The following is a 22,980-nucleotide window of genomic DNA, read 5'->3' as shown; positions in this document are numbered from 1 at the left end:
GCGCCCCGGCGGGGCATCACGCGGCGGACGTGACGGTCCTGCTCACCTCCACGTTGGCACGCTCGAGGTCGCCGGCGAAGTCCACCTCCACCACGAAGTAGGAGGAGATGTCCAGCGCCCGCACCCGCAGTCCGTCCGCCTCGATCGCGGTCTCGATCCCGCGTTCGAAGTAGTCGGTGTCGTCACAGGCCTCGAGGTGCTTGACCAGCGCCGGCTTGTCCGCCGACGCTATGTAGTTGATGCCGACGGCCTCACCGAGCCCGCCGATCACCGATTTTGACAGCCGGTGCACGTATCCGTCGACGTCTGCGGTGTATTTCACCTCTTCCTCACCCACCGCGGCGGTGTTCACGCAGACGAAAGTCTCGTCCCGGGCGATCACCGGCGCGATCTCGAGCAGCAGCTCGGGGTCGAACACCACGTCGCCGTTGAGCCACAGCACCCCGCCGGAGCAGGTTCCGCGCAGCGCCTTGAGCAGGCTCTTGCTCGTGTTGGTGTGCTCGTAGCGCTCGTTGAAGGCGAACCGGACGTCGGGGGCGGCGGCCATGATCTGGTCCGGGCGGAAACCGACCACGACGGTGACCTTCACGCGGTCGCCGAAGGCGGCGGCCAGGTTGCCGAGCTGCTGGTGGAGGATGCTGCGTCCGTCGGCCAGCGGGGTCAGCGGCTTGGGCAGCGGCCTGCCGAGTCTGGTGCCCATGCCCGCCGCCAGGATCACGACCTGCAGTTCGTCGTTCCTCATGCTGACCTCCCGGTGGTTTCGTTGAGCAGGACGGCGAGGCTCGCGTCCAGGCGGCTGAGCAGGCGGTCGCGGGTGGCGGCCCCCTCGGCGATGGCGGCGAGGAAGCGCTGGGTGCTTTCCCCGGGGGCCAGGTCGCCGAAGTAGAACTTGCGCATGGTTTCCCGCGCCGTGCGGTGCGGGTCGGAGGTCAGCCGTTCGGTCAGGGTCGTGGTGAGGCCGGCGACCGTGCCGGGGGCGATGACGTCGGCGCACCGGCTGATCGGGGCATCGGAGAGCAGGCGCGTGGCGTTGTCGTACCGGTCCGCGATCACCAGGGGGCGGCTGACGCGGCGGTATAGGAAGTCCAGGCCGACCGACGAGACGTCGGTGATCATCAGGTCGCAGCCCTCGAACACGGCGAGGATGTCGCCGGACGGGATGAAGCGGTGGCCTGCGCCGGGGTCGCGCTGCGCCGCGGATTCGAGCAGCCCGACGATGCGCTGGTGCGCGGCCTTCATGCTCGGCAGCGGGCTGATCGACACCCGGGGGTGGGGTTTGTAGATCACCCGGGTGCCGGGCACCGCGAGCGCCGCCGCCATGATCTCGGGACCGAACACGTCCACCGAGGTGTAGTTGTTCGACGCGTTCTCGCCTTCCCAGGTGGGCGCGTAGAGGATCGTGTGGCGGTCGGTCACCGGCAGCAGCGGCTCGGGGGACAGGTCCAGCTGCGGCCTGCCGACCGGCACCAGCTTGTCTTCGTCGAACCCGATCAGTGCGGCACGGTGGCGGTGGATCGCGGCCTCGCCGGCGACGAAGACGCGGTCGTAGGCCTTCACCTGGTTGGACACCATGCAGACCTTGTCGCTCTCGCCGTGGTTGACGTGGATGTGCAGTATCCGGCGCTGCCGCAGCGAGTGGAAGTTCTGCACGGAGTTGTTCACGTACACGGCGATCTTGAAGTCGCTGCTCTCGTACAGGTTCTGCAGGTCGGGGAAGGACGGTGCCAGCACGCGGCGCAGCCCGGTGAGCTCGCCGAGTTCGGCGTAGGTCCGGGGATGGCGCGTGATGATCACCAGCGGCTGCTCGGCGTCGAGCCGTTCGAACACCGGGAGCCACTGACGCAGCTGGTAGAGCTTGCGCGGGTCGTCGGCGAAGTACACCGCGATCTCACCGGGCACGGCTTCCCCCGGGGTGTAGCCGTCGGGAACCGGCCCGTCGGGACTGTCCAGGAACCGATGCGGATCTTGAGTTTTTCTGGCGTGGCGAGTGAACAAGAAGCCCACGCGGCGGCTCCCAGGCGGGTGAAGGGGTTGGACACGGTGAGGCGCGAGGAGATTCCAGGCGCCCCCATCTTCAGGGGTGGGACACCCGGCCTACAAGACCTAGACACCAGGGTGAAACCCATCGTTTACCTGCGTAAGCCGCAGATTTCAGCAGGGAGGTGCCATCGGCGTCAAGACCGGGGTACGCCGGGGCGGCGCGCGGTGCGGATACCCCGGCGGCGGGGCATCGGCGCGGGAAGATGCGACGCGGGTCAGCCCCAGGTGTTGATCATGCTGTCGGCGGCCATTTGCAGGTACTGCCACAGCTGTTCTTCGAGCGGTTTCGGCAGGTCGGCCTCGTCGACGGCGATGCGCATGGCACGCAGCCACGCGTCCCGTTCCAGCGGGCCGATGCTGAACGGCGCGTGCCGCATCCGCAGCCGCGGATGGCCTCGCCGCTCGGAGTAGGTGTGCGGGCCTCCCCAGTACTGCATGAGGAACAGCCGCAGCCGTTCCTCCGCGGGTCCGAGATCGGCCTCCGGGTACATGGGGCGCAGCACCTCGTCGGCGGCGACCTCCGCGTAGAAGCGCGCGACGATCTTGCGGAACGTCGGTTCACCGCCGACGGCCTCGTAGAAGGTCTGCGGATCCTGACCGTTCATCTCGGACACCCCCCTATTGTGCCGTGCTGCTCGCGTTGCCCTGGCCGAGGAAGCGGCCGAGCGGCGGTTCGAATCCGGCTTCCTCGAGTGCGGCGATCATCCGCGCCCGCAACGCACGCTGCACCATCCACTGTTTGCCCGGCCGGACCTTCACCGTCATGCGGATCTCGATGCTCTCCGGTGTGACCTTCTCCACACCCAGCACCTCGGGCTGTTCCAGCACCTGCGTGGACAGCGGTTCGGCGGCCACGGCCGTGACGGCGGCCGCGCTGAGCACCTCGACGGCGCGGTCCACGTCGGTGGTGTAGCTCAGCGGCACGTCCACCACGGCGTTGGCGAAGCCCTGGCTGGAGTTGCCGACGCGGAGCACCTCGCCGTTGCGGACGTACCAGACGGTGCCCTTGACGTCCCGCAGGGTGGTGATGCGCAGGCCGACCGACTCGACGGTGCCGCTGGCCTCCCCGATGTCGATCACGTCGCCGACGCCGTACTGGTCCTCGAGCATCATGAAGATCCCGGACAGGAAGTCCTTGACCAGGTTCTGGGCGCCGAAGCCGAGCGCGATGCCGACGATCCCGGCGGAGGCGAGGATGGGGCCCAGGTCGTAGCCGAGCTCGCCGAGCACCTGGATGAACGCGAGCCCGAACACCACGAACGAGGTCATCGACTTCAGCACCGAGCCGATCGTCTTCGCCCGCTGGCGCCTGCGCTCGATCACCACCGGCCCGAGCAGTTCCGGCGCGCGCTCCCGCAGGGGTCGCAGCAGCGCGGGCAGCTTGCGGCCGTTGCCGGAGGGCAGAGCGGTGACCCGGTCGATCAGCTTCCGGAGCACGATCCGGATCAGCACCGCCACGAGCAGGATGAGCAGGATCTTGAGGGGCTTGGCCACCAGCCAGCCCGCGGAGGCGGCCAGCCACTCGTTGTGCGTCACCTTGAACACCTGGTAGCACCAGGTGCCCACCTCGTTGATGCACTGGGGGGGATCGGTCAGCAGCTGGCTCACGTGGTCGCCGTGCCCCTTTCTCGCCGGGATGGCCCGGCTTCACTCACCCGCCGGACGCATGTCACAGGACATGTCTTCTAACACAGGTGCATTTCCGGGGTGATCTGTGGTCGACTAAGGCTGCACCGGTGGAGGTGGTCGAGTGCCAGACCGACAACCGATCCCCCTCGGCGCCCCCGACCACATCGTGGCCGGGCAGGCGCCGGAGGTAGTCCTGTGCGCCTATCCGGGCGGGACCGTACCCAGCGGTCACCATCCGAGTGGGCCACCTTCTCGTGGCGGCGGCCGGGGTGGCCGCCCGCCGGGACAGCGTAGAGGCCGGGATCCGGCGGCCGGCACCGCCCCCGGCTGGGGACGGCGGCGGGTACTCCTGCTCAACGCCACCTACGAGCCGCTCACGGCGTTGTCGCTGCGCAGGGCGGTGGTGCTGGTGATGTGCGGCAAGGCGGAGGTCGTGCACGGCGATCCGGCGGGGCTCACGCTGCACGCGGCCACGGTGTCGTTGCCGGTGCCCTCGGTGATCCGGTTGTCGACCTACGTGCGGGTGCCCTACCGGGCCCAGGTGCCGCTCACCCGCGCCGGGCTGATGCATCGGGACCGGTACCGCTGCGCCTACTGCGGGGGGCGGGCGGAAACCATCGACCACGTGATCCCGCGCAGTCGCGGCGGCCCCCACAGCTGGCAGAACTGTGTGGCCTGCTGCGCGAAGTGCAACCACCGCAAGGCGGACAAGTTGCTGTCGGAACTGGGCTGGCAGCTGAGGGTGGTGCCCACGGCGCCGCACGGCCCGCATTGGCGGCTGCTCGTGCACTCCGGGGAAGCGGATCCGTTGTGGCGGCCCTACCTCGGCGTGGCCGCCTGAGCGTAGGCACCGGCGCCCCGGCTGCCTGAGGCGGCCGGGGCGAGCCGACGTCGTCGTCTGTGCTGCGCGCGCACGGGGATCGTCCGTGGCGCGGCGGTTTTCCTTTTTCGTGCTTCCTGGTTCAGGCGGCGGTCACGCGCGTGCCGCAGGTGACGCGCGTACCCCTGGTCACCCGGGTCCCCCGAGTGACGCGCGTGCCGGCGGTGACGCGGGTTCCGCGAGTGACCCTCGTCCCCCGCGTGACCCGCGTGCCGGCGGTCACCCGGGTGCCCCTGGTGACGCGGGTGCCGCGGGTGACCCGCGTGCCGCGGCTCTCCAGGGGGGCCACGATCAGTGACTGAGTGTAGTTGCTGTTGCTCTGAGCGGGGGTGGTCAAGACGATCATTGCCTGGCCTCCAGGGGCGGAATTGCCTACCGATTGGGAAGGGGAGCGGGGCGCAAGGCCCGTACAGGTGAAAAACTACGAGGATCTCACCCCCGGAACAAGCTGATCGCGCTCAGTGGGGCCGGCTGTACGGTGCGTTGCCACCTTTCGCGCGAGGGGGCTTCGGCTCATCGCGGGAACCGGCCCGTGGCACACGGGGGACCGGGACTTTTCGTGGCGCACGCCTCGCTCGCCGCCCTCGGCGGCGGCCGGGCCCGCCCGCTACTCTCTTGGGCGTGAACATCGGTGAGACGATCCTGGTCTTCGCGGTGATCCCGGCGGCGATCTACGCGGTGACCGCCCTGGTGACGCTGCGCTCGAAGCTGACCGGGACCCCCAGGTACCGGCCGGGACAGCCGTGGGAGTACCCCCCCATGTGGTGGAGCGGTAACCCCGAAGGCATCGGGGCGCATCGGCCCCTCAACTCCGGCACCGCGTCGGGAACGGCAGCAGGAGGTGCCCGTGGCAGCTGGTGAAGTGATTCAGCAGGTCGAGTCGGCCGAGCCCGAGTTCGGGGTGGCGGTTACCGCTACCGGACGACGCTCCGTGGCCAAGATGTACGAGCCCGCTCCGCCGTCCAGCCCATTCAGCACCAGCCAGCTGGCCCGGCTGGACGAGGCGCTGACCCTGGCCAGCCGCGAGACCGGTATCGACTTCAGCGTCTACCTCGGCGAGCTCGGCGGCGACACCCGGGTGACCGCCGAGAAGCTGCACGCCTCCATCGGTGAGCGCGCGGGCAACTCGGTGCTGATCGCCGTGTCCCCCGGCGAGCGCGTGGTCGAGGTCGTCACCGGAACCGAGGTGCTCCCGCGCCTGCCCGACCGCGGCGCGAAACTGGCCGTGATGAGCATGGTCGCCTCCTTCAAGGAAGGCGACCTCGTCGGCGGCCTGGTGTCCGGCCTCCGCATGCTCTCCGACCAGGCGGGCCACGCGTAGGTCGTGTTTCTCGGCTTTCGCGGCGAAGGGAGCTCCGGCAGTGCGCCGGAGCTCCCTTCGCGCTTCTTCGAGCTTTGATCAGCTCTCGTCGAACTCGCGCGCGGCCAGGGCACGCACGATGCCGGCCCGTCCTTCGGACACCAGGCGACGCAGCGCGGCAGGCCGCGTTTCGTCGGAGAGCCACCGGTCGGCCGCCTCGACGGTGGCCTGCTCGACCGCCCAGGCCGGGAACAGCCCGATCACGGTGGGCTGGGCCCGCTCGCTCGAACGCCGCTGCCACACCTCGTCGATCACCTCGAAGTAGGTGCCGACGTACCCGGCCAGCAGGCTCTTCTGACCCGGGTGCGAGAAGCCCGCGATGACGGCGTTGCTGAGCGCGTTCGGCAGTTCGTCGTCGTAGACCGCCCGCCGCCACGCCTCGGCCTTGGCCTCCGCGTTCGGCCGCAGCGCCCGCGCCGTTTCGGCGTGCCGCCGCCCGGTCGCCGTGTCGTCGCGGGCCAGTTCCGCGTCGATCTCGGCCTCGGCCGCCTTGCCGTGCGCCACCAGCGCGGTGAGCAGACGCCAGCGCAGGTCCGCGTCCACGGTCAGCCCCGGCAGCGGCGCGCTCCCGTCCAGCCAGCCGGCCAGGATCCCGAGCGTGGCTTCGTCGAGCACCGAGCCGCTCAGGGAGTTGACGTAGGCGAGCTGGTGGTCGGAGCCGGGCTCGGCGGCCTGGGCCAGCTCCAGGATCCGGGCGGTGAAGGAGGGCCAGCCCTGCTCGGCCGCCCAGCTCGGCTGCGCGTAGGAGTTCAGCGCGGTCTGGGCCTGCAGCAGCAGGCGCTGCACCACGCCGACCTCGGTTTCGGCCTGGATGCCGTGGGAGACGATCGTGAGGAAGTCCCGCGCCTTGAGCTCGGCTTCCCGGGTCATCTCCCAGGCAGCCGACCAGCACAGGGTGCGCGGCAGCGGCTCGGTGATGTCGGCGATCCGGTCGACCAGCGTGGTCAGCGAGCCCGGGTCCAGCCGCATCGTGCAGTACGTCAGGTCGTCGTCGTTGACCAGCACCAGCTTCCCGGCGGCCGCGCCGGTCAGCTCGGGGACCGGGGTGACGGCGCCCGTCACGTCCAGCTCGACCCGGTTCACACGGACCAGGTTGCCGTTCTCGTCGTCGTAGATGCCCACGGCGATGCGGTGCGTGCGCAGCTCGCCCGCCCCGGGCTTCGCGCCGGTCTGTACCACCTCGAACGAGGTGAACCGGCCGTCCTCGCCGGTTTCGAAGCGGGCGCGCAGCGAGTTGAGGCCGGTGGTCTCCAGCCACTGCGCGCTCCACCCGGAAAGGTCGCGCCCGGAGGCCTCCTCCAGCGCGGCCAGCAGGTCGGCCAGCGTGGCGTTGCCCCAGGCGTGCTTGCCGAAGTAGACCCGCAGGCCCGCCAGGAAGTTGTCCAGCCCCACGTAGGACACCAGCTGCTTGAGCACGCTCGCGCCCTTGGCGTAGGTGATGCCGTCGAAGTTCACCTCGACCGCCTGCAGGTCGACGATGTCGGCCGCGATCGGGTGCGTCGAGGGCAGCTGGTCCTGCCGGTAGGCCCAGGACTTCTCGATGTTGGCGAAGCTGGTCCAGGCGTGCTTGTACTCCGTGGCTTCAGCCTGTGCGAGCACGCTGGCGAAGGTCGCGAACGACTCGTTGAGCCACAGGTCGTCCCACCAGCGCATGGTCACCAGGTCGCCGAACCACATGTGCGCCATTTCGTGCAGCAGTGTCTCCGCGCGCCGTTCGTAGGCGTAGCGGGTGACGCGGCTGCGGAACACGTAGTCCTCGAGGAAGGTGACCGCGCCCGCGTTCTCCATCGCACCGGCGTTGAATTCCGGCACGAACAGTTGGTCGTACTTGCTGAACGGGTACGGCGTGGCGAACGCCTGGTGGTAGAAGGCGAAGCCCTGTTTGGTCTCGGTGAACAGCCGGTCCGCGTCCATGTGCTCGGCCAGGGAGGCGCGGCAGTAGACGCCCAGCGGGATGACGAGCTCGCGCTCGGGCGTGGATTCCACGTACTGGTCGTGCCATTCCGCGTACGGTCCGGCGATCAGCGCGACCAGATAGGTGGAGATGCGCTCGGAAACCTCGAAGACGGTGCGGGTCGCCCCCTCGGGCGTCTTCTCGGCGGAAGCCACCTTCGCGTTGGAGACGACTTTCCAGTCGCCGGGGGCGGTGACCGTCAGGCGGTACACCGATTTCAGATCCGGCTGGTCGAAGCAGGCGAACATGCGCTTGGCGTCCGCCGTCTCGAACTGCGTGTACAGGTAGACGGCGTCGTCGACCGGGTCGACGAACCGGTGCAGTCCTTCACCGGTGTTCATATAGCGGCAGTCGGCCTCGACCACCAGCTCGTTGGTCTCGGCCAGTTCCGGCAGCGCGATTCCCTCGTCTTCGACGTAGCCGGACACGTCCAGCGCCCGGCCGTTGAGCGTCGCCGACCGGACCCGGTCGGCGACGAGGTCGATCCAGGAGCCGGCCCCGGCGCGCGCACTGGCGAACCGGATCGTGGTGGTCGACCCGAACGTCTTGACGCCGGGACCGCCGTGACCGTCGGTGAGGTCCAAAGCGATGTCGTAGGACTCGACTTCCAGCAGCTCGGCGCGCTGCTTTGCTTGGTCGCGGGTCAGGTTAGGGGCGGGCACAGGCACCTCGTAGCACTAGCGATGGTCGTTTTCGGTTATCCCGCTATCCAATCATGGATGCCCAGGGGAACAAGCGTCATACATGGGCTGTTGGGCGGGTTGAAGGCTGATCATGCCTGGCGGATTCCACTACTGCACAGGGAGAGACCGATGGCTGCCGAGCGCACCCGTGTCGACTTCTATTTCGATCCGGTTTGTCCGTTCGCCTGGATCACCTCGCGCTGGATCCTCGAAGTCGAGGCGCAGCGCGAGCTGGACCTGCGCTTCCGGGTGATGAGCCTGGCCGTGCTGAACGAGGGGCGGGACCTGCCGGAGGACTACCGGGCGCTGTTGGACAAGGCGTGGGGTCCGGTGCGCGTCGCGATCGCGCTGGCCCAGGCCCAGGGCGAAGAGGCGCTGCGCGACTACTACACCGAGTTCGGCACCCGCCACCACAACCAGGGCAACAAGGACATCCCCGCGGTGATCAAGGAGGCACTGCGGGCGGTGGGCGCACCGGAAGAGCTGGCCGCGGCCGCGGAGTCCACCGAATACGACGAGGCGCTCCGCAAGAGCCACCACGAGGGCATGGACCCGGTCGGGATGGACGTGGGCACTCCGACCATCCACATCGACGGGGTCGCGTTCTTCGGCCCGGTGCTCACTTCGATCCCGCGGGGCGAGGACGCGGTGAAGGTGTTCGACGGCGCTCGTGCGCTGGCGAGCTACCCCGACTTCTTCGAGCTGAAGCGAACCCGTACGGGTGAGCTGAAGTTCGACTAGGAAACGGTGACGGGCCGCCTCTTCGGACGCGGCCCGTCCCCGGCGGTGTCGCCGGGGCAACGGGAGGGAGCCGCGGCATGGAGGGTGCGCTGGAGATCGGCCCGGTGCGGGCCGGGGACCGGGCACGGTGGGAGGTGCTCGCCCGCGCCTACAAGGACTTCTACCGCACCCCGACCGCGCAGGCCGGGTACGACGAGACCTGGCGGCGGCTGGTGCGGGACGAGGAGGTGCACGGCGCGGTCGCGCGGCTCGGCGGACAGGTCGTCGGAATCGCCCATTACCTGTTCCATGCCAAGTTCTGGTCCCAGGGAGCGTGCTACCTGCAGGACCTGTACGTGGACGAGGCGGCGCGCGGCCGGGGCGCGGCGCGGGCACTGATCGAGTACGTGGCGGACGAAGCGCGCGGGCGCGGGCTTCCCCGGCTGTACTGGCACACGCAACAGGACAACGCCACCGCACGCGCCCTCTACGACAAGGTCGCGAAGTTCAGCGGTTTCGTGCGCTACGAGCGGGCACTGGGCGACTGATCCGGGCTGGCCTGGAGCCTAGTCGCCCGATCGTGCCGCGAGTTCGTCCCGCTGCGCCCGGACGAAGGCGGCGTCCACCGGTTCCCCGTGTCCCGGCACGATGACGCGAGGGGACAGGGCCAGCAGTTCGTCGAGCGCGCGGGGCCAGGCCGCCAGGTCCGCGTCGGGCCCCACCGCGGGTGGGGCACCCTGCTCGACCAGGTCACCGGCGAAGAGCACCTCCGCATCCGGCACCCAGACGGCCACGTCGTGATCGGTGTGGCCGGGTCCCGGATGGATCAACCGCACCCGGCGGCCGCCGAGATCCAGTCCGGCCTCGCCGGTGAACAACTCGGTGGGCAGCACCAGTTCGGCCTGGAGCAGCCGCTCGGCCAGCTCGGGCTTGTGTTCGTCGTGGAATCGCCGTGCCCACGCCCTCCGGTCGTCCTCGGCGTCGCGCAGCAACGCCGTGCGGCATCGCTCGTGCGCCCACACCGGGCACGGCAGGAACGCCGTGGTGCCGAAGTAGTGGTCGAAATGCGCGTGCGTGAGCACCACCAGCCAGGGCAGGGGTGTCAGCTCGCGTACGGCCGCGGCGAGCCGCTCGCCCTGGAGTTCGTCGCCGCCGGTGTCGATCACCAGGCAGCGATCCTCGCCGACGACGAGCCCGAGGGTCTGGTCGAGGTGTTCGTAGCGGCGGGCGAAAACCCCGTTGGCGATCGTGATCCAGCTCATGGTCACCGACGGTAGCGGCGGTGCGGGCATCCGTCCCGCCCGTACCCGCGGCGAGCCGGGCCGGGGGCGGGATGGCAGACTCCACGCCGTGCGTGTCTACTTGGGATCCGACCATGCCGGTTTCGAACTGAAGAACCATCTGGTGGCCTACCTCCAGGGGCAGGGCCACGAGGTGACCGACATCGGACCGTTCGTCTACGACGCCGCCGACGACTACCCGGCGTTCTGCATCGAGACGGCGCGGCGGGTGGTGGCCGACGAGGGCAGCCTCGGCATCGTGCTCGGCGGTTCCGGCAACGGCGAGCAGATCGCGGCCAACAAGGTGGAGGGCGCCCGTGCGGCGCTGGCCTGGAAGCCGGAGATCGCGCAGCTGGCCCGTGAGCACAACCACGCCCAGCTGATCGGCATCGGTGCGCGGATGCACACGGTCGAAGAGGCCGAGGCCATCGTCGACGCCTTCCTGAACACCCCGCCCTCGCCCGACGAGCGGCACGGCCGCCGGGTGCAGCAGATGCTCGACTACGAGCGCACCGGTACCCCGCCGCCGCTGCCCGCCTGATGCCGGAGGGGCACACCCTCCACCGGCTCGCCCGCCTGCACCAGCGGCGCTACGCGGGCGCGCCGGTCGCGGTGACGAGCCCGCAGGGCAAGTTCGCCGACGCGCCGCGGGTGGACGGCCACGTGCTCGTCCGGGCGGAGGCGCACGGCAAACACCTGTTCCACCACTACGGCGATCTCGGTGCCGTCCACGTCCATCTCGGCCTGTACGGCACCTTCACCGAAGCGGCGCTGCCCGTCGCGCTCCCCGTGGGGCAGGTGCGGATGCGGCTCGTGGGTCGCACCCACTGGACGGATCTGCGGGGCCCGAACCGGTGCGAGCTGCTGACCCCGGACCAGGTCGACGCGATCAAGGCGCGGCTCGGTCCCGACCCGCTGCGCCGCGACGCCCGTCCGGAGCTGGCCTGGGAACGGATCTCGGTGTCCCGGACGTCGGTGGCGGCCCTGCTGATGGACCAGTCGGTGCTGGCCGGGGTCGGCAACGTGTACCGCGCGGAAGTGCTGTTCCGGCACGGGATCTCGCCGATGCTGCCCGGTCGCGAGCTCGACGCCGTGCAGTGGAAGGAAATCTGGACGGACCTGGCCGGCCTGATGCGGGCCGGGGTGCGCTCGGGCCGGATCGACACGGTCGCCGCCGAGCACCTGCCCGAGGTGACCGGCCGGGCGCCGCGCCGGGACCGGCACGGCGGCGAGGTCTACGTCTACCGTCGGACCGGGGAGCCCTGCCTGGTCTGCGGCACGCCGGTGGCGCACCGGGAACTCGCCGGGCGGAACCTCTACTGGTGCCCGGTCTGCCAACCGGCGTGACCGCCGTGACCGGACGTCTCACGGTCCCTCGGGGGCGACCTTGAGGGCGTCAGCTGGGCGTGCCCAGCGCCGCACTTTCACCGAAAAGTGCGACTTCGCCGGTCAGAAGAAGTCCCCGCCGCCGAAGTCCCCACCACCGAAATCTCCACCACCGAAGTCGCCGAAGTCGTTGCCGCCCTGGTCACCGAAGTCGCCGCCGCCGTAGTCGCCGCCGTCGCCCCCGAAATCGCCACCGGCGTCGTCCAGGGCCGCCTCCTGGCCCGCGTCGTAACCGGACTCCCAGGCCGCGGCGCTGGCGATCCCGCCCATGCCGGAGAACAGGGTGCTGAACAGCAGCATCGAGCCCAGGCCCCACGCGCCCGCGACCAGCGCGGGCTTCCACCACGGCTCGCTGTACCAGCCCTGCGGCACCGGGCGCCCGGCCACGCGGCCACCCGGGTAGTAGTAGGGCGTGTTCGCGCCGGGTTCCGGCGAGGCCTCGTAGGTGTGTCCTTCCATCTGGACCTGGCGGTGCTCGGTCACCTTGCCCGCGCGCTCCCGCTCGGTTTCCTCGGGCAGCTTCGGGCCGGGATCCATGCCCATCGCGGTCCGGGCGGCCCGCACGTAGTACAGCCCTTCGAGTGCGGTCTCCTTGACCAGCCTGGCCTGCTCGATCGTCCTGGCCTGCTCCAGTTGCGATCCGGCCGCGGTGTACCGCTCGGCCGCATCGGCCATGGCCTGCTGTGAGGCGGTGTCGGTGCCGGTGAGGTTGAGCACCTGGCCGCCCAGGCGCTCGACCAGCCGCCGCGCGTCCGCCTTGGCGTCGTCCAGTTGGCGCTGGCGGTTCTGTGCCTGCGACTTCACGAAGTAGGCGACGGCGCCAACGATGACGAGAAGGAGCACGATCAGGGTGATCGCGGTGCCCATCGGTCACTCTCCCGGGTTGGTGTCTCGAACCGGACGGCGTCGAATGCCAGTGAACACACCCATCACGACGCCGAACCGGACATAGCGCCAACGTACCGGGACGAGGGATGGTTCCTTTGCGGACACCCGCGGGTTCTGTCGGTGGCCGGTGGGAGACTGCCGGTCGTGATCGAATCGGATCCTAAGGCGGATCTTCACCGCTACCTGCGGGCCGCCCGCGAAGCGTTGCTGTGGAAGCTTGACGGACTGCCGGAGTACGACGTGCGCCGCCCGTTGACACCGACGGGAACCAACCTGCTGGGACTGGTCAAGCATGCGGCCAGTACGGAACTGGGGTACTTCGGCGTGGTCTTCGGACGGCCGTTCGACCAGCCGCTGCCCTGGCTCGGCGAGGACGCCGAACCGAATGCCGACATGTGGGCCACCGCCGACGAGTCTCGCACCGAGATCATCGGGTTGTACCGCCGGGCGTGGGCCCATGCGGACGCGACCATCGAAGCGCTGGCGCTGGACGCGACCGGCCAGGTGCCCTGGTGGCCGGCCGACCGGCGCGAGGTCACGCTGCACCGGATCCTGGTGCACATGATCGCCGAGACGCAGCGGCACGCCGGGCACGCCGACGTCGTCCGGGAGTTGATCGACGGGGCCGCCGGGATGCAGCAGGGCAACGACAACCTGCCGCCGGGCGATCAGGCCTGGTGGGACAGCTACCGGGACCGGCTGGAGCGCGTGGCGCGCGAAGCCGGCCACTGATGCGATCGGGCCGGTAAAGGAGTCCGCCATGTCCGTAGCTTCGTCTCCGCCATGGAGCCGGTCCGCTGTTTTCGCTCTCGACGTAAACTAGAACACGTTATAGCCTCGGGGGATGAAGTTCAGCGTCTCGGTCGCCATGAACCCGCTCGAACAATTCGGAGAGCTGGCGCGAACGGCGGAGGAGAACGGTTTCTCCTCGGTCGTGCTGCCCGACTCGCTCTTCTATTCGGAGAAGGTGTCGGCCGACTACCCCTATACCCCGGATGGCAACAGGTTCTGGAATGCCGAGACGCCGTGGGCGGATCCCTTGATCGCGGTCGCCTCGATGGGGGCGGTCACCGAGCGGATCCGCTTCTACACCTCGGTACTGAAGCTGGGTTCCCGCAACCCGGTGCTGCTGGCGCGGCAGGTGGGGTCGGTCGCCGCGTTCACCGGCAACCGGTTTGGGCTCGGCCTTGGCGTGGGCTGGACCCCGGAGGAGTTCGAATGGTGCGGAGCGCCGTACGCGAACCGGGGCAAGCGGGTCGACGAGGCCATCGAGGTGCTGCGGCTGATCCTCGACGGCGGGATGGCCGAATACCACGGCCGGTTCTTCGACTTCGACAAGCTGCAGATGAGCCCCGCGCCGAGCGAGCGCGTGCCGTTCTACATCGGCGGGCACACCGAGGTCGCGCTGCGGCGCGCGGCGCGTGTGGGCGACGGCTGGTCCAGCGCGATGATGAAGTTCGACGAACTGCGGGACACGATCACCCGGCTGAACGCGCTGCGCGCCGAGTACGGGCGAGCCGAGGAGCAGTTCGAGTTCCAGGCCGTGTGCGTCGACCGGTTCGGGCTGGACGGTTACCGGCAGCAGGCCGAGATCGGGGTGACCGACGTGATCACCCAGCCGTGGGTGTTCGAGGGGGTCGGGTTCGGCGACCCCCTCGGTCCGAAGAAGGACGCCATCAAGAAGTTCGCCGACGAGATCATCTCCAACCTGTAGGAGCGCGGGCATGTCGATCGAAGTCTGCTGGGACGCCACCGCCGAACAACCGCCCGCACGGATGGCGGCGTGGCGGTCGATGAACGCGGTGGTGCGCGGGGCGAAGGACGAATGGCTGGCGCTGTTCGCCGAAGACGCCGTGATCGAAGATCCCGTCGGTCCCTCGGGCTTCGACCCGGAGGGCAAGGGGCACCACGGCCGCGAAGGCATTTCGGCCTTCTGGGACCTCGCGATCGCCAAGGTGGAGCGCTTCCGGTTCGTCATCCGTGATTCGCACGCGGCGGGCAGCGAGGTGGCGAACGTCGGCACCATCACCACCTTCCTGCCGGGCGGCTACCGCGTCGACACCGATGGCGTGTTCGTCTACCGGGTCGGCGACGACGGGCTCGTCACCTCGATGCGCGCCTTCTGGGAGGTGGAACGCGCGATGGCCACCGCACGGCGCGTCGAAGGGTAAACAATCCGCGCGCGTGCGTAAGCGCCGTGTTACCACCGGTGCGTCGATGGTCCGTCGCGGCAGCGCCGGCTCGACCATGCCGGACATGCATGGCAGGTTTCCCACGGCATCCCGCGCGGACGCCGTTTCTCTCGGGCGTTATTGGGGCTGGCTGCCGGACACCGAGGCGGTGTCGACGCACTGGGTGCCGCCTGCCCTCGACTACCACCCGAGCACCGGCCTGCGCTCGCGCTGCGGCAGGCGGTGCCTCCCTTCGGAACGCACCCACCACTGGCGCAAATTGCCGCGGTGCGGGGAATGTGAGGCCGCGCTGCGGTGAAGCAGCCGCGTCAGTCCGTCGAGCCGGAGGAGGTCGGCGCGATCGCGGACCGGGCCGCCAGGGCAGGGAACAACGCGGCGGCATTGCCGTGGGCGATGCGGCCGAGGTCCTCTGGCGTCAGTAGCGGGCTGCGCCGCAGTTGCCGGAGGGACTCCGCGTAGGTCGAGGACGGCATGAACGGGTGGTCGAATCCGGCCAGCAGATGGGACGCGGGCAGCAGGTCGAGGATGGCGGGCAGCTGAGCCGGGCTGGTGGCGGCGGTGAGGTCGTAGTAGAACCACCGCAACCCGTCGGTGAGTTCCTGCTCGGTCAAGGTCGCACGCCCCTCGCCGGCACCGAACACGTTCTGCAGCACCTGGAAGCGGCGAACCAGGTACGGCATGGCCCCACCGCCATGCGTGGCGATCACGCGCAGGCGGGGAAAGCGCTCGTGGACGCGGTGCACCACCATGGTGGCGATCATCCGGGTGGTGTCGAAGACGAACTCGAAGATCGACGGGTTCAGCCCCCCGTCGATCCGCCGGGCGGCCACTGCCTCGACCGGGTGGACGAACAGGGTGGCTTCCCTGGCCGACAGTTCGGCGAGGAGGGGATCGAAGCGCGGGCTCCCCAGATACTCGTCCGCTACGGAGGTCGAGAAGGACACGCCGTCGAGGTGCAACACGTCGAGGGCGTAGGCGATCTCCTCGAGGCTGTCGTCGGTCGAGCGGCCGGGCAGCACGGCCAGCCCGCCGAGCCGGGCCGGATGCTCCGCGATGAGCCCGGCGAGATACTCGTTCGACCGGCGCGCCCGCTCGGCGGCCCGGGACCGATCGGTGATCCGGTTGGCCGCGTCCGGTATCGACAGCACTGTCGCGGCGATGCCGTGCTCGTCCATCAGCTCCAGCAGACGGTGTGCGCTCCAGGGCGGCAGATCGCCGATCGGCAGGCCCAGACCCGCATCCGTGCCGTCACCGAAATCCACGATCGGATGCGAGTGCACATCGACAACCGTGTGAACCATGATCGATCACCCCACAGAAATGAACGCCTGTACACATTGGCTACCAGGCTGTTCTACGCCGAAGTTTTGGACGCCGGTACACTTTTGCCTGTGACGCCCGACACGCCGCCCCGGAGCAGGCGAGCCCACAACGCCGCGGCCTCCCGCGAGGCGATCCTGGCCGCCGCGCGGACGACGTTCGCCGAGAAGGGCTACGACCGCGCGACCATCCGCGAGATCGCCCGACGCGCCGACACGGCAAACGGTCTGGTCCTTCGCCACTTCGGCACCAAACGCGCCCTGTTCCTGGCGTCGCTGAGCCAGGGCGCGGACCCGGCCGACATCACCGACACCGCTGGCACTGGCACGCGGGATCTCGACGGGCTCGCCGGGCACCTGCTCACCGCGCTTCGGGGCGGGCAGGCATCCGCCCCGTTCCTGGCCCTGCTCCGCACCGCGCCCAGCAACCCGGAGGTCGCCATCGAACTGCGGAGGACCATCCGGGACCTGATCGCGCGGGCGGACGGCCGCGATCCCGATGACCCGGAGATCGCCCTGCGGATCGACCTGCTGGGAGCCGTCCTGATCGGGGTGACCTTCGTGCGCGACATCCTGGGGTCGAGCGCACTGGCCGATCTGACGGACGCTCAGGTGAGCACCCTGTTGCAGCCGATGCTGCGAGCTGCCCTGGCCGCGTCAGCGGCTTGAGTAGGTCCTCGAGGCCGCGCGCGTAAAGCAGGTGACCCGGCGGGAAACCGACAGCAGGAGGCCCCGAACCCGCCCTCGTCGTCCGGAACCAGCACGTGGTGATCACTTGTGCGCCGTGCGCCGTCACCTGTGCGCCGTGCGGGGCTGCCCGATGATGCGGGGAATTGAACCCCTGCGCTGCCCTCCGCGCACCGGAGGAGCCGGATTGACCGCCGGCTCGCGGTGTGTGCTCGCTTTCCGGATGACTACCTGCTCCTGCTGTCCGGATCCCGGTCAGTCCAGCAGATCCACCTCCCAGTTGGTGCGCTGGATGCTCACGTCCAGTTCGCGGATCTCGCGGGCCAACTGGTCGGCCTCGGCCCGCAGTTCGGCTACGGGTAGGGCGGACAGGAACATCAGCTCGGAACGCAGTTGGCGGCCGCCGCCCCGCTGATCCCGCCCGGCGGCCGCGTCGGCCGCCGCGGTGACCACCCCGTGCTGCAGCCGCAGGGCATCCCGGCGCGCGAGCGCATCCGTCATCGTCCCTTCGCCCAGTCGTGCCGCGGAGTTCGTGCGATTGATCCGGCGGATCAGCGACTCCAGTTCCGCGCACACCTGCCTGGCCTGAGCCAGCAGGCTTCCGGCGTCCTCCGCCGGTGTCTCGCCCTCCTGGTAGCGGGCGTTGCCGACGACCCGGGCCCGCAGCTGTTCCAGCCGGCGCGCCGCATCCGCACGCAACACCAGTGCCTCGGCCAGCTTCATTCTCGTTCCACCCCCCGTGTCCGGGCGGAGGGTGTCACGCTCGCGATCGAGCCGCAACGCGTTTTCCGGCGCGGATCCGCGCGAAGGTCCAGGAGTTCCGCCCCCTCAGTGGCGCGTTAACGCCCCAACCGGCTCCGCGCGGGGGTCCAGGGGGCTCACCCCCTGGCGGGGGTCCGGGGGTCGACCCCCGGGGAGAATGGCGCAGAGACCAGGCGAAACGCGCAGCGTGAGCAGGGTGTGCCGATCTCGGAGCGGGCGACGGGAATCGAACCCGCGTAGCCAGTTTGGAAGACTGGGGCTCTACCATTGAGCTACGCCCGCATGCGCTCGGTGAACCGTGCGCGAAGGTAGTCTAGCGGGTCGCGCTAGAGTGATCGCAACGCCCCGCCCGGGGCGTACCGGGATGTGGCGCAGCTTGGTAGCGCATCCGCTTTGGGAGCGGAGGGTCGCAGGTTCAAATCCTGTCATCCCGACCAGTCGTGAGGTCTGGTCCCGACTCGCTCGGGACTCCGGGCCTGCGATGCTTCCGGCCGTGCTCTCGGTGCAGATGAATGACGCGGCCCTCGCTCTGCTCGGTGGCCTGCCGAGGCAGATGGTCGTCGTCGACATCGAGTCGCCCGGTGCGGACGCGCGGCTGTGACGATCGCCGGTCATGCAGGCCGGGGCCGCGTCCTCACCCCCGCTGGTGGTGCTGGAACAGCCGGGTGAGCAGTCGGGTCAGGTTCTGCCTGTCCTCGGCCGAAAGCGGTTCGAGCAGGTCGTCCTGTGTCTGGTCGAGCGCCCGGTCCAGGCGTTGCAGTTGCCGTTCGCCCGCCTTGGTGAGGGTCACCAGGTTGCGCCTTCGGTCGTCCGGGTCCGGCGTCCGCTCGACGAAACCCTGCCCGGCCAGTTCGTTGATCGCCGCGACCACGTCGCTGCGGTCCATGTTGCACCGGCGACCGAGTTCGGCCTGGCTGGCCACCCCGAACTCGTCCAGCGCGGCCAGGAGGCGGTAGTGGTACCCGCGCGCACCCAGTTCGCCGAAGCCGTCGGACGCCAGCCGGTGGGCGTGCACTGCCAACTGGTTGAGTAGCCAGCTCGGCTTCGCGGTCAGGCGTGCGGGTGTCTTCTCCACGGCGGTCACTCTACATCGTTGGCGCCACCAATGAATATGTGTATATAGTTGGCGGCACCAATGTTGGAGCCACCAATGAAAGAGGAATGCATGTCCACGGACACCCTGGTCGCCGACCGTATCGAGATCGCCGACCTGTTCACCCGCTTCGCGCGCCTGCTCGACGAGGAGCGCTGGGAGGATGCCGACACCGTCTACGCCGACGATGTGGCGGTGCACTCGCCGCGTGGGGGCGAGCTCCGCGGCATCGACAAGGTCGTCGGCTTCATGCGGCAGGCCGAGGTCGAGGGGCAGCACGCGCAGCACGTGACCACCGACCTGCTGGTGGACGTCGACGGCGATCAGGCGGCCGCCTCGGCGAACTCGCTCGTGTACTTCTACCGCAGCGGCCAGGCGCCCCACTTCGCGAGCGGCCTGCGATTGACCTCCACCGTGGTACGGACGGCCGTGGGATGGCGATTCCGCGAGATGCGGATCGTGCCCGCCTGGACGCGCGAGGGCTGATCTCCCGCCGGGAAGCCGGTCATGCCTGGAGTTGCCGGCTTCCCAGGTCATCTTCGCGGGCCTGGCGGTTATCGCCATGCCGGTGGCCGAAGCGATGGGCATCATGCCGCGGTTACGCGAGATCGCCACCCGAACCACCACCATGCGCCTGCTCGACGCCTCCGGCCGTCGGGTGGCCACGGTGGGCGCGGGACGAGGCCGAGTTCGTCTTCGACGACACGATCACCGCGCTGCATGAGGACGACCACGGCGTGGAAGTCACCTTCGACCGTGCCGCCCCACGCCGCTTCGATCTGGTGATCGGGGCGGACGGCCTTCGGTCCCGAGCGTGATTTCGTCCGTCCCATCGGCATCTTCGTTGCCACCACGCCGCTCGGCGAGCCGGTCGACGATCCGGAAGCCGTGCTCATGCACAGCACGCCGGGGATTGTCAGCGAGGCCTACGCCGGCCTCGGATGGCGTAGGCCGGAGTTGCTGACCCGGCTTCAGGAAGCCGACGACCTTTTCTTCGACGCCGTCAGCCTGGTTGTCCTGCCAGCGTGGTCGAGAGGCCGCATCGCGGACCGGCGGAACGACCACGCCGCGGCCTTCCGCCGGTACGAGACGATCCACCGCGCCCGCGTCACGCCGAAACAGCGCGCCATCAAGCTGTCCGCGGCGCTGCTCGTCCCGAAGACCAGGTTCGGCCTCGAAGTCCGCAATCTCGGTGCCCGGTTGTGGCCCGGTGGTCTCTGAGCCCGGCCCGATTTCACCCGCCGGGTGGGGGAGGGCCTGTGTGATAGTGGGCTCTACGGCGATGTCCCAGACCCCGCAATGCCGTCGGCCTGACCGGCTCACGGAGGGAGGCCCGCCATGGCCAGGGGCTTTCGGGGCAAGATCGCGGTGGACATCCGGGATTCGACGCCGGACTGGACCCCTTACCTGGCGCCGAAGGCGCCCGCGAATGCACCCAACGTGCTGATGATCGTGTGGGACGACGTCGGCTACGGGACGATGGACTGCTATGGCGGCCCCGTGGCGACCCCCGTCATGACCCGGATCGCGAACCTGGGGGTGCGCTATTCGAACTTCCACACCACGGCCCTGTGCTCGCCGACCCGGGCGTCCCTGCTCACCGGCCGGAACGCGACCTCCAACGGCATGGCCACGATCGCCGAATTCGGTTCCGGGTTCCCCGGCATCTCCTGCCGCATCCCGTTCGAGAACGGCTTCCTGTCCGAGGTACTGGTGGAACGGGGCTACAACACCTACTGCATCGGCAAATGGCATCTCACGCCGGGCGACGAGACCAATGTCGCGGCCTACAAGGGGCGATGGCCGTTGGGGCGGGGTTTCGAGCGCTTCTACGGGTTCCTCGGCGGTGAGTCGAGCTGCTGGTATCCGGACCTGGTCTCCGACAACCATCCGGTCGACGCGCCCGCCAAACCCGAGCAGGGCTACCACATCGCCAAGGACTTCTCCGACAAGGCGATCCAGTTCATCCGCGACGCCAAGGTCGTCCAGCCGGACAAGCCGTTCTTCCTCTATATGGCGCTCGACGCGGCGCACGCGCCGCACCACGTCTTCGGCGAGTGGGCCGACCGCTACCGGGGCACCTTCGACGAGGGCTACGAGGCGATCCGTCCCGCGATCCTGAGGCGGCAGAAGGAAATCGGGTTGCTTCCCGAGGACACCCGGCTTTCGCCGATCAACCCGCACGGTGAGCCCGCGGTCACCGGGCCGGACGGGCAGCCCTGGCCGCTGCTGGACACCGTGCGGCCCTGGGACTCGCTCAGCGACGGCGAGCGGCGGCTGTTCGTCCGCATGGCCGAGGTCTTCGCCGGCTACGTGTCCTACACCGACGACCAGGTGGGCCGGGTGATCGACTTCCTGGAGGCCTCCGGAGAGCTGGACAACACCATCATCGTCGTCGTCTCGGACAACGGCGGCAGCGCCGAGGGCGGGCCGGACGGCACCTTCAACGAGTGGCGCTTCTTCAACAACCTGCCCAGCCCGGCCGAACTGTCCCTGAGGCACATCGACGAGCTCGGCACCCCCAAGTCCTACAACCACTACAACACCGGGTGGGCCTGGGCGTTCGACACCCCGTTCCCGTACTGGAAGCGCTGGGCGGGCTACGAGGGCGGGGTGGCGGACATGTGCATGGTGGCCTGGCCCGCCCGGCTCGACGCCGCGGGCGAGGTGCGCGGCCAGTACGTCCACGCCGTGGACGTCGTCCCGACGCTGTACGAACTGCTGGACATCGAACCGCCGGAAACGATCAAGGGGTATCCGCAGAGCCCGATGGAGGGCGAGAGTTTCGCGGCCTCGCTGACCGACCCTTCGGCGCCCGGCAAGCAGACCCAGTTCTACGCGATGCTCGGGCAGCGCTCCCTCTACCACGACGGGTGGCTGGTCAACAGCGTCCACCCGCCGCTGTCGGGCTGGCGGAACTACGAACGCGACGTCTGGGAGCTCTACCACCTGCCCAGCGACCGCGCACAGGCGGAGAACCTCGCGGAGCGGGAGCCGGAGCGGCTGGGTTTGCTGCAGAAACTGTGGTTCTACTACGCCGGGAGGTACCACGGACTGCCGCTGGACGACCGTACCCCGCTCGAACAGAGCCTGGTCGAGCGTCCGCATGGCACCCCGCCCCGGAACCGGTACGTGTACTACCCCGACTGCCCGGCGGTTCCGGAGCAGGCCGGTGTCCTCGTCAGCGGGCGGTCCTACACCATTTCCGCGGGTGTCAAGATCGCCGAGCCGGAGGCGGAGGGTGTGCTGTACGCCCACGGCGGTGTCGCGGGCGGGCACAGTCTCTACGTCAAGGACCGGCGCCTGCGTTACGTGTTCAACTGGGTCGGCAGTGTCCTGCAGACGGTGGACTCGGACCGGGAGATCACGCCGGGGCCGCACGTCTTCGCCGCCGAGTTCACGGCCGCCGGGCGGAGCGAGGATCCCGAGATGCCGGGGGCCACCGGCACGCTCACGCTCTACATCGACGACCAGGCCGTGGGCAGCGCGGAGATCATCACGCAGCCCGGGTACTTCAACGCCACGGGGGACGGTATCTGCGTGGGGCGTGACGACGGTTCCCCCGTCACGCCGGATTACCCCGTGCCGTTCCGGTTCACCGGAGGGACCATCGACCGGGTGGTGGTGGACGTTTCCGGCGAACGCTATGTCGAGCACGAGGCGGAGGTTCGCGGCTGGTTCATCATCGACTGACCTCTTCCCGACGTCGTGTCGGCAAACTCGCTATGATGCTGACATCATGTCGACAAGCTGGCGTGCGGATCGCCGCCGCCGGAGGAGGTTTCCCAGCCGATGTACACCGTCATGAACCGCATCGAGGTCACCGAGGGTATGGCCGAGGGCTTCGAGAAGGGCTTCAGCGCCAGCATGAACGCGACCCTGCCCGGCGTGCCGGGGCTCCTGCGGTCCACGCTCCTGCGCCCGGCCAAGCCCGGCCAGCCCTACGTGTCGGTGATGGAGTTCACCGACGAGGACGCCTTCCGCGCCTGGATGGGGTCCGAGTCCTTCCGCGCCGCCCACAAGGGCGCCGCCGAGAACCCGACCACGGGTGCTTCCGTGGTGGAGACCTTCGACACCGTCACCGAGATCGCGGGCTGAACAGGTCTC

General features: G+C 69.4%; 26 protein-coding genes and 2 tRNA genes. 17 read left to right on the top strand and 11 right to left on the bottom strand.

Features of this window, described 5'->3' with window-relative positions; translation table 11 throughout:
• Positions 1 to 16: 16 nt before the first annotated feature.
• The 4 genes from ORV05_RS24690 to ORV05_RS24675 all read right to left on the bottom strand — a co-directional run bounded on the left by ORV05_RS24690 (position 17) and on the right by ORV05_RS24675 (position 3,648).
• Positions 17 to 742 (bottom strand): phosphocholine cytidylyltransferase family protein, encoded by a 726-nt coding sequence (locus ORV05_RS24690; RefSeq protein ID WP_144586096.1) that lies wholly within the window; start codon positions 740 to 742, stop codon positions 17 to 19.
• Positions 739 to 1,899: a CDP-glycerol glycerophosphotransferase family protein gene (locus ORV05_RS24685; protein WP_268754393.1), complete on the bottom strand. Its 1,161-nt coding sequence runs from the start codon at positions 1,897 to 1,899 to the stop codon at positions 739 to 741. The genes ORV05_RS24690 and ORV05_RS24685 overlap by 4 nt, the downstream gene beginning before the upstream one ends.
• 356 nt (positions 1,900 to 2,255) lie before the next feature.
• Entirely contained in the window at positions 2,256 to 2,645 is a 390-nt protein-coding gene (locus tag ORV05_RS24680; RefSeq protein WP_144586109.1) for a globin, read from the bottom strand.
• A gap of 13 nt (positions 2,646 to 2,658) precedes the next feature.
• Positions 2,659 to 3,648 carry a mechanosensitive ion channel family protein gene (locus ORV05_RS24675; RefSeq protein ID WP_144586098.1) on the bottom strand — a complete coding sequence of 330 codons (990 nt, stop codon included), beginning with the start codon at positions 3,646 to 3,648 and terminating at the stop codon, positions 2,659 to 2,661.
• Positions 3,649 to 4,081: 433 nt separating this feature from the next.
• On the opposite strand from ORV05_RS24675, the gene ORV05_RS24670 reads away from it, so the two are divergent.
• The 3 genes from ORV05_RS24670 to ORV05_RS24660 all read left to right on the top strand — a co-directional run bounded on the left by ORV05_RS24670 (position 4,082) and on the right by ORV05_RS24660 (position 5,870).
• Entirely contained in the window at positions 4,082 to 4,510 is a 429-nt protein-coding gene (locus tag ORV05_RS24670; protein WP_456062020.1) for an HNH endonuclease, read from the top strand.
• A 660-nt stretch (positions 4,511 to 5,170) separates the two neighbouring features.
• The gene (ctaJ, locus tag ORV05_RS24665) at positions 5,171 to 5,410 is read left to right on the top strand and encodes an aa3-type cytochrome oxidase subunit CtaJ (protein ID WP_144586100.1); all 240 of its coding nucleotides are present in this window, start codon (positions 5,171 to 5,173) and stop codon (positions 5,408 to 5,410) included.
• Positions 5,397 to 5,870: a DUF5130 family protein gene (locus ORV05_RS24660; RefSeq protein WP_268754391.1), complete on the top strand. Its 474-nt coding sequence runs from the start codon at positions 5,397 to 5,399 to the stop codon at positions 5,868 to 5,870. The genes ctaJ and ORV05_RS24660 overlap by 14 nt, the downstream gene beginning before the upstream one ends.
• A gap of 78 nt (positions 5,871 to 5,948) precedes the next feature.
• On the opposite strand, the gene pepN is transcribed toward ORV05_RS24660, so the two are convergent.
• Complete coding sequence (gene pepN / locus ORV05_RS24655; RefSeq protein ID WP_268754390.1) at positions 5,949 to 8,525, bottom strand: aminopeptidase N; 2,577 nt, start codon at positions 8,523 to 8,525, stop codon at positions 5,949 to 5,951.
• Positions 8,526 to 8,675: 150 nt separating this feature from the next.
• On the opposite strand from pepN, the gene ORV05_RS24650 reads away from it, so the two are divergent.
• Together ORV05_RS24650 and ORV05_RS24645 are read left to right on the top strand one after the other, a co-directional pair.
• Positions 8,676 to 9,287: a mycothiol-dependent nitroreductase Rv2466c family protein gene (locus tag ORV05_RS24650; RefSeq protein WP_268754389.1), complete on the top strand. Its 612-nt coding sequence runs from the start codon at positions 8,676 to 8,678 to the stop codon at positions 9,285 to 9,287.
• Between the two features lie 77 nt (positions 9,288 to 9,364).
• A complete protein-coding gene (locus ORV05_RS24645; RefSeq protein ID WP_268754388.1) occupies positions 9,365 to 9,814 on the top strand; it encodes a GNAT family N-acetyltransferase in 450 nt (149 codons plus the stop codon).
• Positions 9,815 to 9,832: 18 nt separating this feature from the next.
• Here the strand turns inward: ORV05_RS24645 and ORV05_RS24640 are convergent, their stop codons facing one another.
• A complete protein-coding gene (locus ORV05_RS24640; RefSeq protein WP_268754387.1) occupies positions 9,833 to 10,528 on the bottom strand; it encodes an MBL fold metallo-hydrolase in 696 nt (231 codons plus the stop codon).
• Positions 10,529 to 10,616: 88 nt separating this feature from the next.
• On the opposite strand from ORV05_RS24640, the gene ORV05_RS24635 reads away from it, so the two are divergent.
• Positions 10,617 to 11,087 (top strand): ribose-5-phosphate isomerase, encoded by a 471-nt coding sequence (locus ORV05_RS24635; RefSeq protein ID WP_268754386.1) that lies wholly within the window; start codon positions 10,617 to 10,619, stop codon positions 11,085 to 11,087.
• Positions 11,087 to 11,893, top strand: coding sequence for an Fpg/Nei family DNA glycosylase (locus tag ORV05_RS24630; RefSeq protein WP_268754385.1), 807 nt, complete (start codon positions 11,087 to 11,089; stop codon positions 11,891 to 11,893). Before ORV05_RS24635 ends, ORV05_RS24630 begins: the two co-directional genes overlap by 1 nt.
• A gap of 102 nt (positions 11,894 to 11,995) precedes the next feature.
• On the opposite strand, the gene ORV05_RS24625 is transcribed toward ORV05_RS24630, so the two are convergent.
• Complete coding sequence (locus ORV05_RS24625) at positions 11,996 to 12,799, bottom strand: hypothetical protein (RefSeq protein ID WP_268754384.1); 804 nt, start codon at positions 12,797 to 12,799, stop codon at positions 11,996 to 11,998.
• Between the two features lie 165 nt (positions 12,800 to 12,964).
• Between ORV05_RS24625 and ORV05_RS24620 the strand changes: the two genes are divergently transcribed.
• From ORV05_RS24620 to ORV05_RS24605, 4 genes are all read left to right on the top strand, one after another.
• Entirely contained in the window at positions 12,965 to 13,552 is a 588-nt protein-coding gene (locus ORV05_RS24620) for a DinB family protein (protein ID WP_268754383.1), read from the top strand.
• Between the two features lie 112 nt (positions 13,553 to 13,664).
• On the top strand, positions 13,665 to 14,534 hold the full coding sequence (locus ORV05_RS24615) for a TIGR03619 family F420-dependent LLM class oxidoreductase (protein ID WP_268754382.1): 870 nt from the start codon (positions 13,665 to 13,667) through the stop codon (positions 14,532 to 14,534).
• Positions 14,535 to 14,544: 10 nt separating this feature from the next.
• Complete coding sequence (locus tag ORV05_RS24610; RefSeq protein WP_268754380.1) at positions 14,545 to 14,991, top strand: nuclear transport factor 2 family protein; 447 nt, start codon at positions 14,545 to 14,547, stop codon at positions 14,989 to 14,991.
• An 85-nt stretch (positions 14,992 to 15,076) separates the two neighbouring features.
• Positions 15,077 to 15,310, top strand: coding sequence for a hypothetical protein (locus tag ORV05_RS24605; protein WP_268754379.1), 234 nt, complete (start codon positions 15,077 to 15,079; stop codon positions 15,308 to 15,310).
• Positions 15,311 to 15,320: 10 nt separating this feature from the next.
• Here the strand turns inward: ORV05_RS24605 and ORV05_RS24600 are convergent, their stop codons facing one another.
• Positions 15,321 to 16,313, bottom strand: a complete 993-nt coding sequence (locus ORV05_RS24600; protein ID WP_268754378.1) for an amidohydrolase family protein — start codon at positions 16,311 to 16,313, stop codon at positions 15,321 to 15,323.
• 90 nt (positions 16,314 to 16,403) lie between these two features.
• Between ORV05_RS24600 and ORV05_RS24595 the strand changes: the two genes are divergently transcribed.
• Positions 16,404 to 17,000 (top strand): TetR/AcrR family transcriptional regulator, encoded by a 597-nt coding sequence (locus ORV05_RS24595; RefSeq protein ID WP_268754377.1) that lies wholly within the window; start codon positions 16,404 to 16,406, stop codon positions 16,998 to 17,000.
• 273 nt (positions 17,001 to 17,273) lie between these two features.
• Here ORV05_RS24595 and ORV05_RS24590 read toward each other — a convergent pair whose 3' ends face one another.
• Together ORV05_RS24590 and ORV05_RS24585 are read right to left on the bottom strand one after the other, a co-directional pair.
• Positions 17,274 to 17,741, bottom strand: coding sequence for a DIP1984 family protein (locus ORV05_RS24590; protein WP_268754376.1), 468 nt, complete (start codon positions 17,739 to 17,741; stop codon positions 17,274 to 17,276).
• 250 nt (positions 17,742 to 17,991) lie between these two features.
• Positions 17,992 to 18,062, bottom strand: a tRNA-Gly gene (locus ORV05_RS24585).
• A 78-nt stretch (positions 18,063 to 18,140) separates the two neighbouring features.
• Between ORV05_RS24585 and ORV05_RS24580 the strand changes: the two genes are divergently transcribed.
• Positions 18,141 to 18,217: transfer RNA gene (locus ORV05_RS24580), tRNA-Pro, on the top strand.
• A gap of 197 nt (positions 18,218 to 18,414) precedes the next feature.
• Here the strand turns inward: ORV05_RS24580 and ORV05_RS24575 are convergent.
• Positions 18,415 to 18,855 (bottom strand): MarR family winged helix-turn-helix transcriptional regulator, encoded by a 441-nt coding sequence (locus tag ORV05_RS24575; protein ID WP_268754375.1) that lies wholly within the window; start codon positions 18,853 to 18,855, stop codon positions 18,415 to 18,417.
• A gap of 90 nt (positions 18,856 to 18,945) precedes the next feature.
• On the opposite strand from ORV05_RS24575, the gene ORV05_RS24570 reads away from it, so the two are divergent.
• From ORV05_RS24570 to ORV05_RS24555, 4 genes are all read left to right on the top strand, one after another.
• Entirely contained in the window at positions 18,946 to 19,359 is a 414-nt protein-coding gene (locus ORV05_RS24570; protein ID WP_268754374.1) for a nuclear transport factor 2 family protein, read from the top strand.
• Between the two features lie 408 nt (positions 19,360 to 19,767).
• Positions 19,768 to 20,094, top strand: a complete 327-nt coding sequence (locus ORV05_RS24565; RefSeq protein WP_268754373.1) for a Rossmann-fold NAD(P)-binding domain-containing protein — start codon at positions 19,768 to 19,770, stop codon at positions 20,092 to 20,094.
• Positions 20,095 to 20,211: 117 nt separating this feature from the next.
• Positions 20,212 to 22,566 (top strand): arylsulfatase, encoded by a 2,355-nt coding sequence (locus ORV05_RS24560; protein ID WP_268754372.1) that lies wholly within the window; start codon positions 20,212 to 20,214, stop codon positions 22,564 to 22,566.
• Positions 22,567 to 22,665: 99 nt separating this feature from the next.
• A complete protein-coding gene (locus ORV05_RS24555) occupies positions 22,666 to 22,971 on the top strand; it encodes an antibiotic biosynthesis monooxygenase family protein (protein ID WP_144590374.1) in 306 nt (101 codons plus the stop codon).
• Positions 22,972 to 22,980 lie beyond the last annotated feature (9 nt).

This window comes from Amycolatopsis cynarae (assembly GCF_026802195.1).
GTDB lineage: Bacteria > Actinomycetota > Actinomycetes > Mycobacteriales > Pseudonocardiaceae > Amycolatopsis_E > Amycolatopsis_E rhizosphaerae.
The sequence above is the reverse complement of the archived record's forward strand: the minus strand, read 5'-3'. Positions and strand labels throughout refer to the sequence as shown.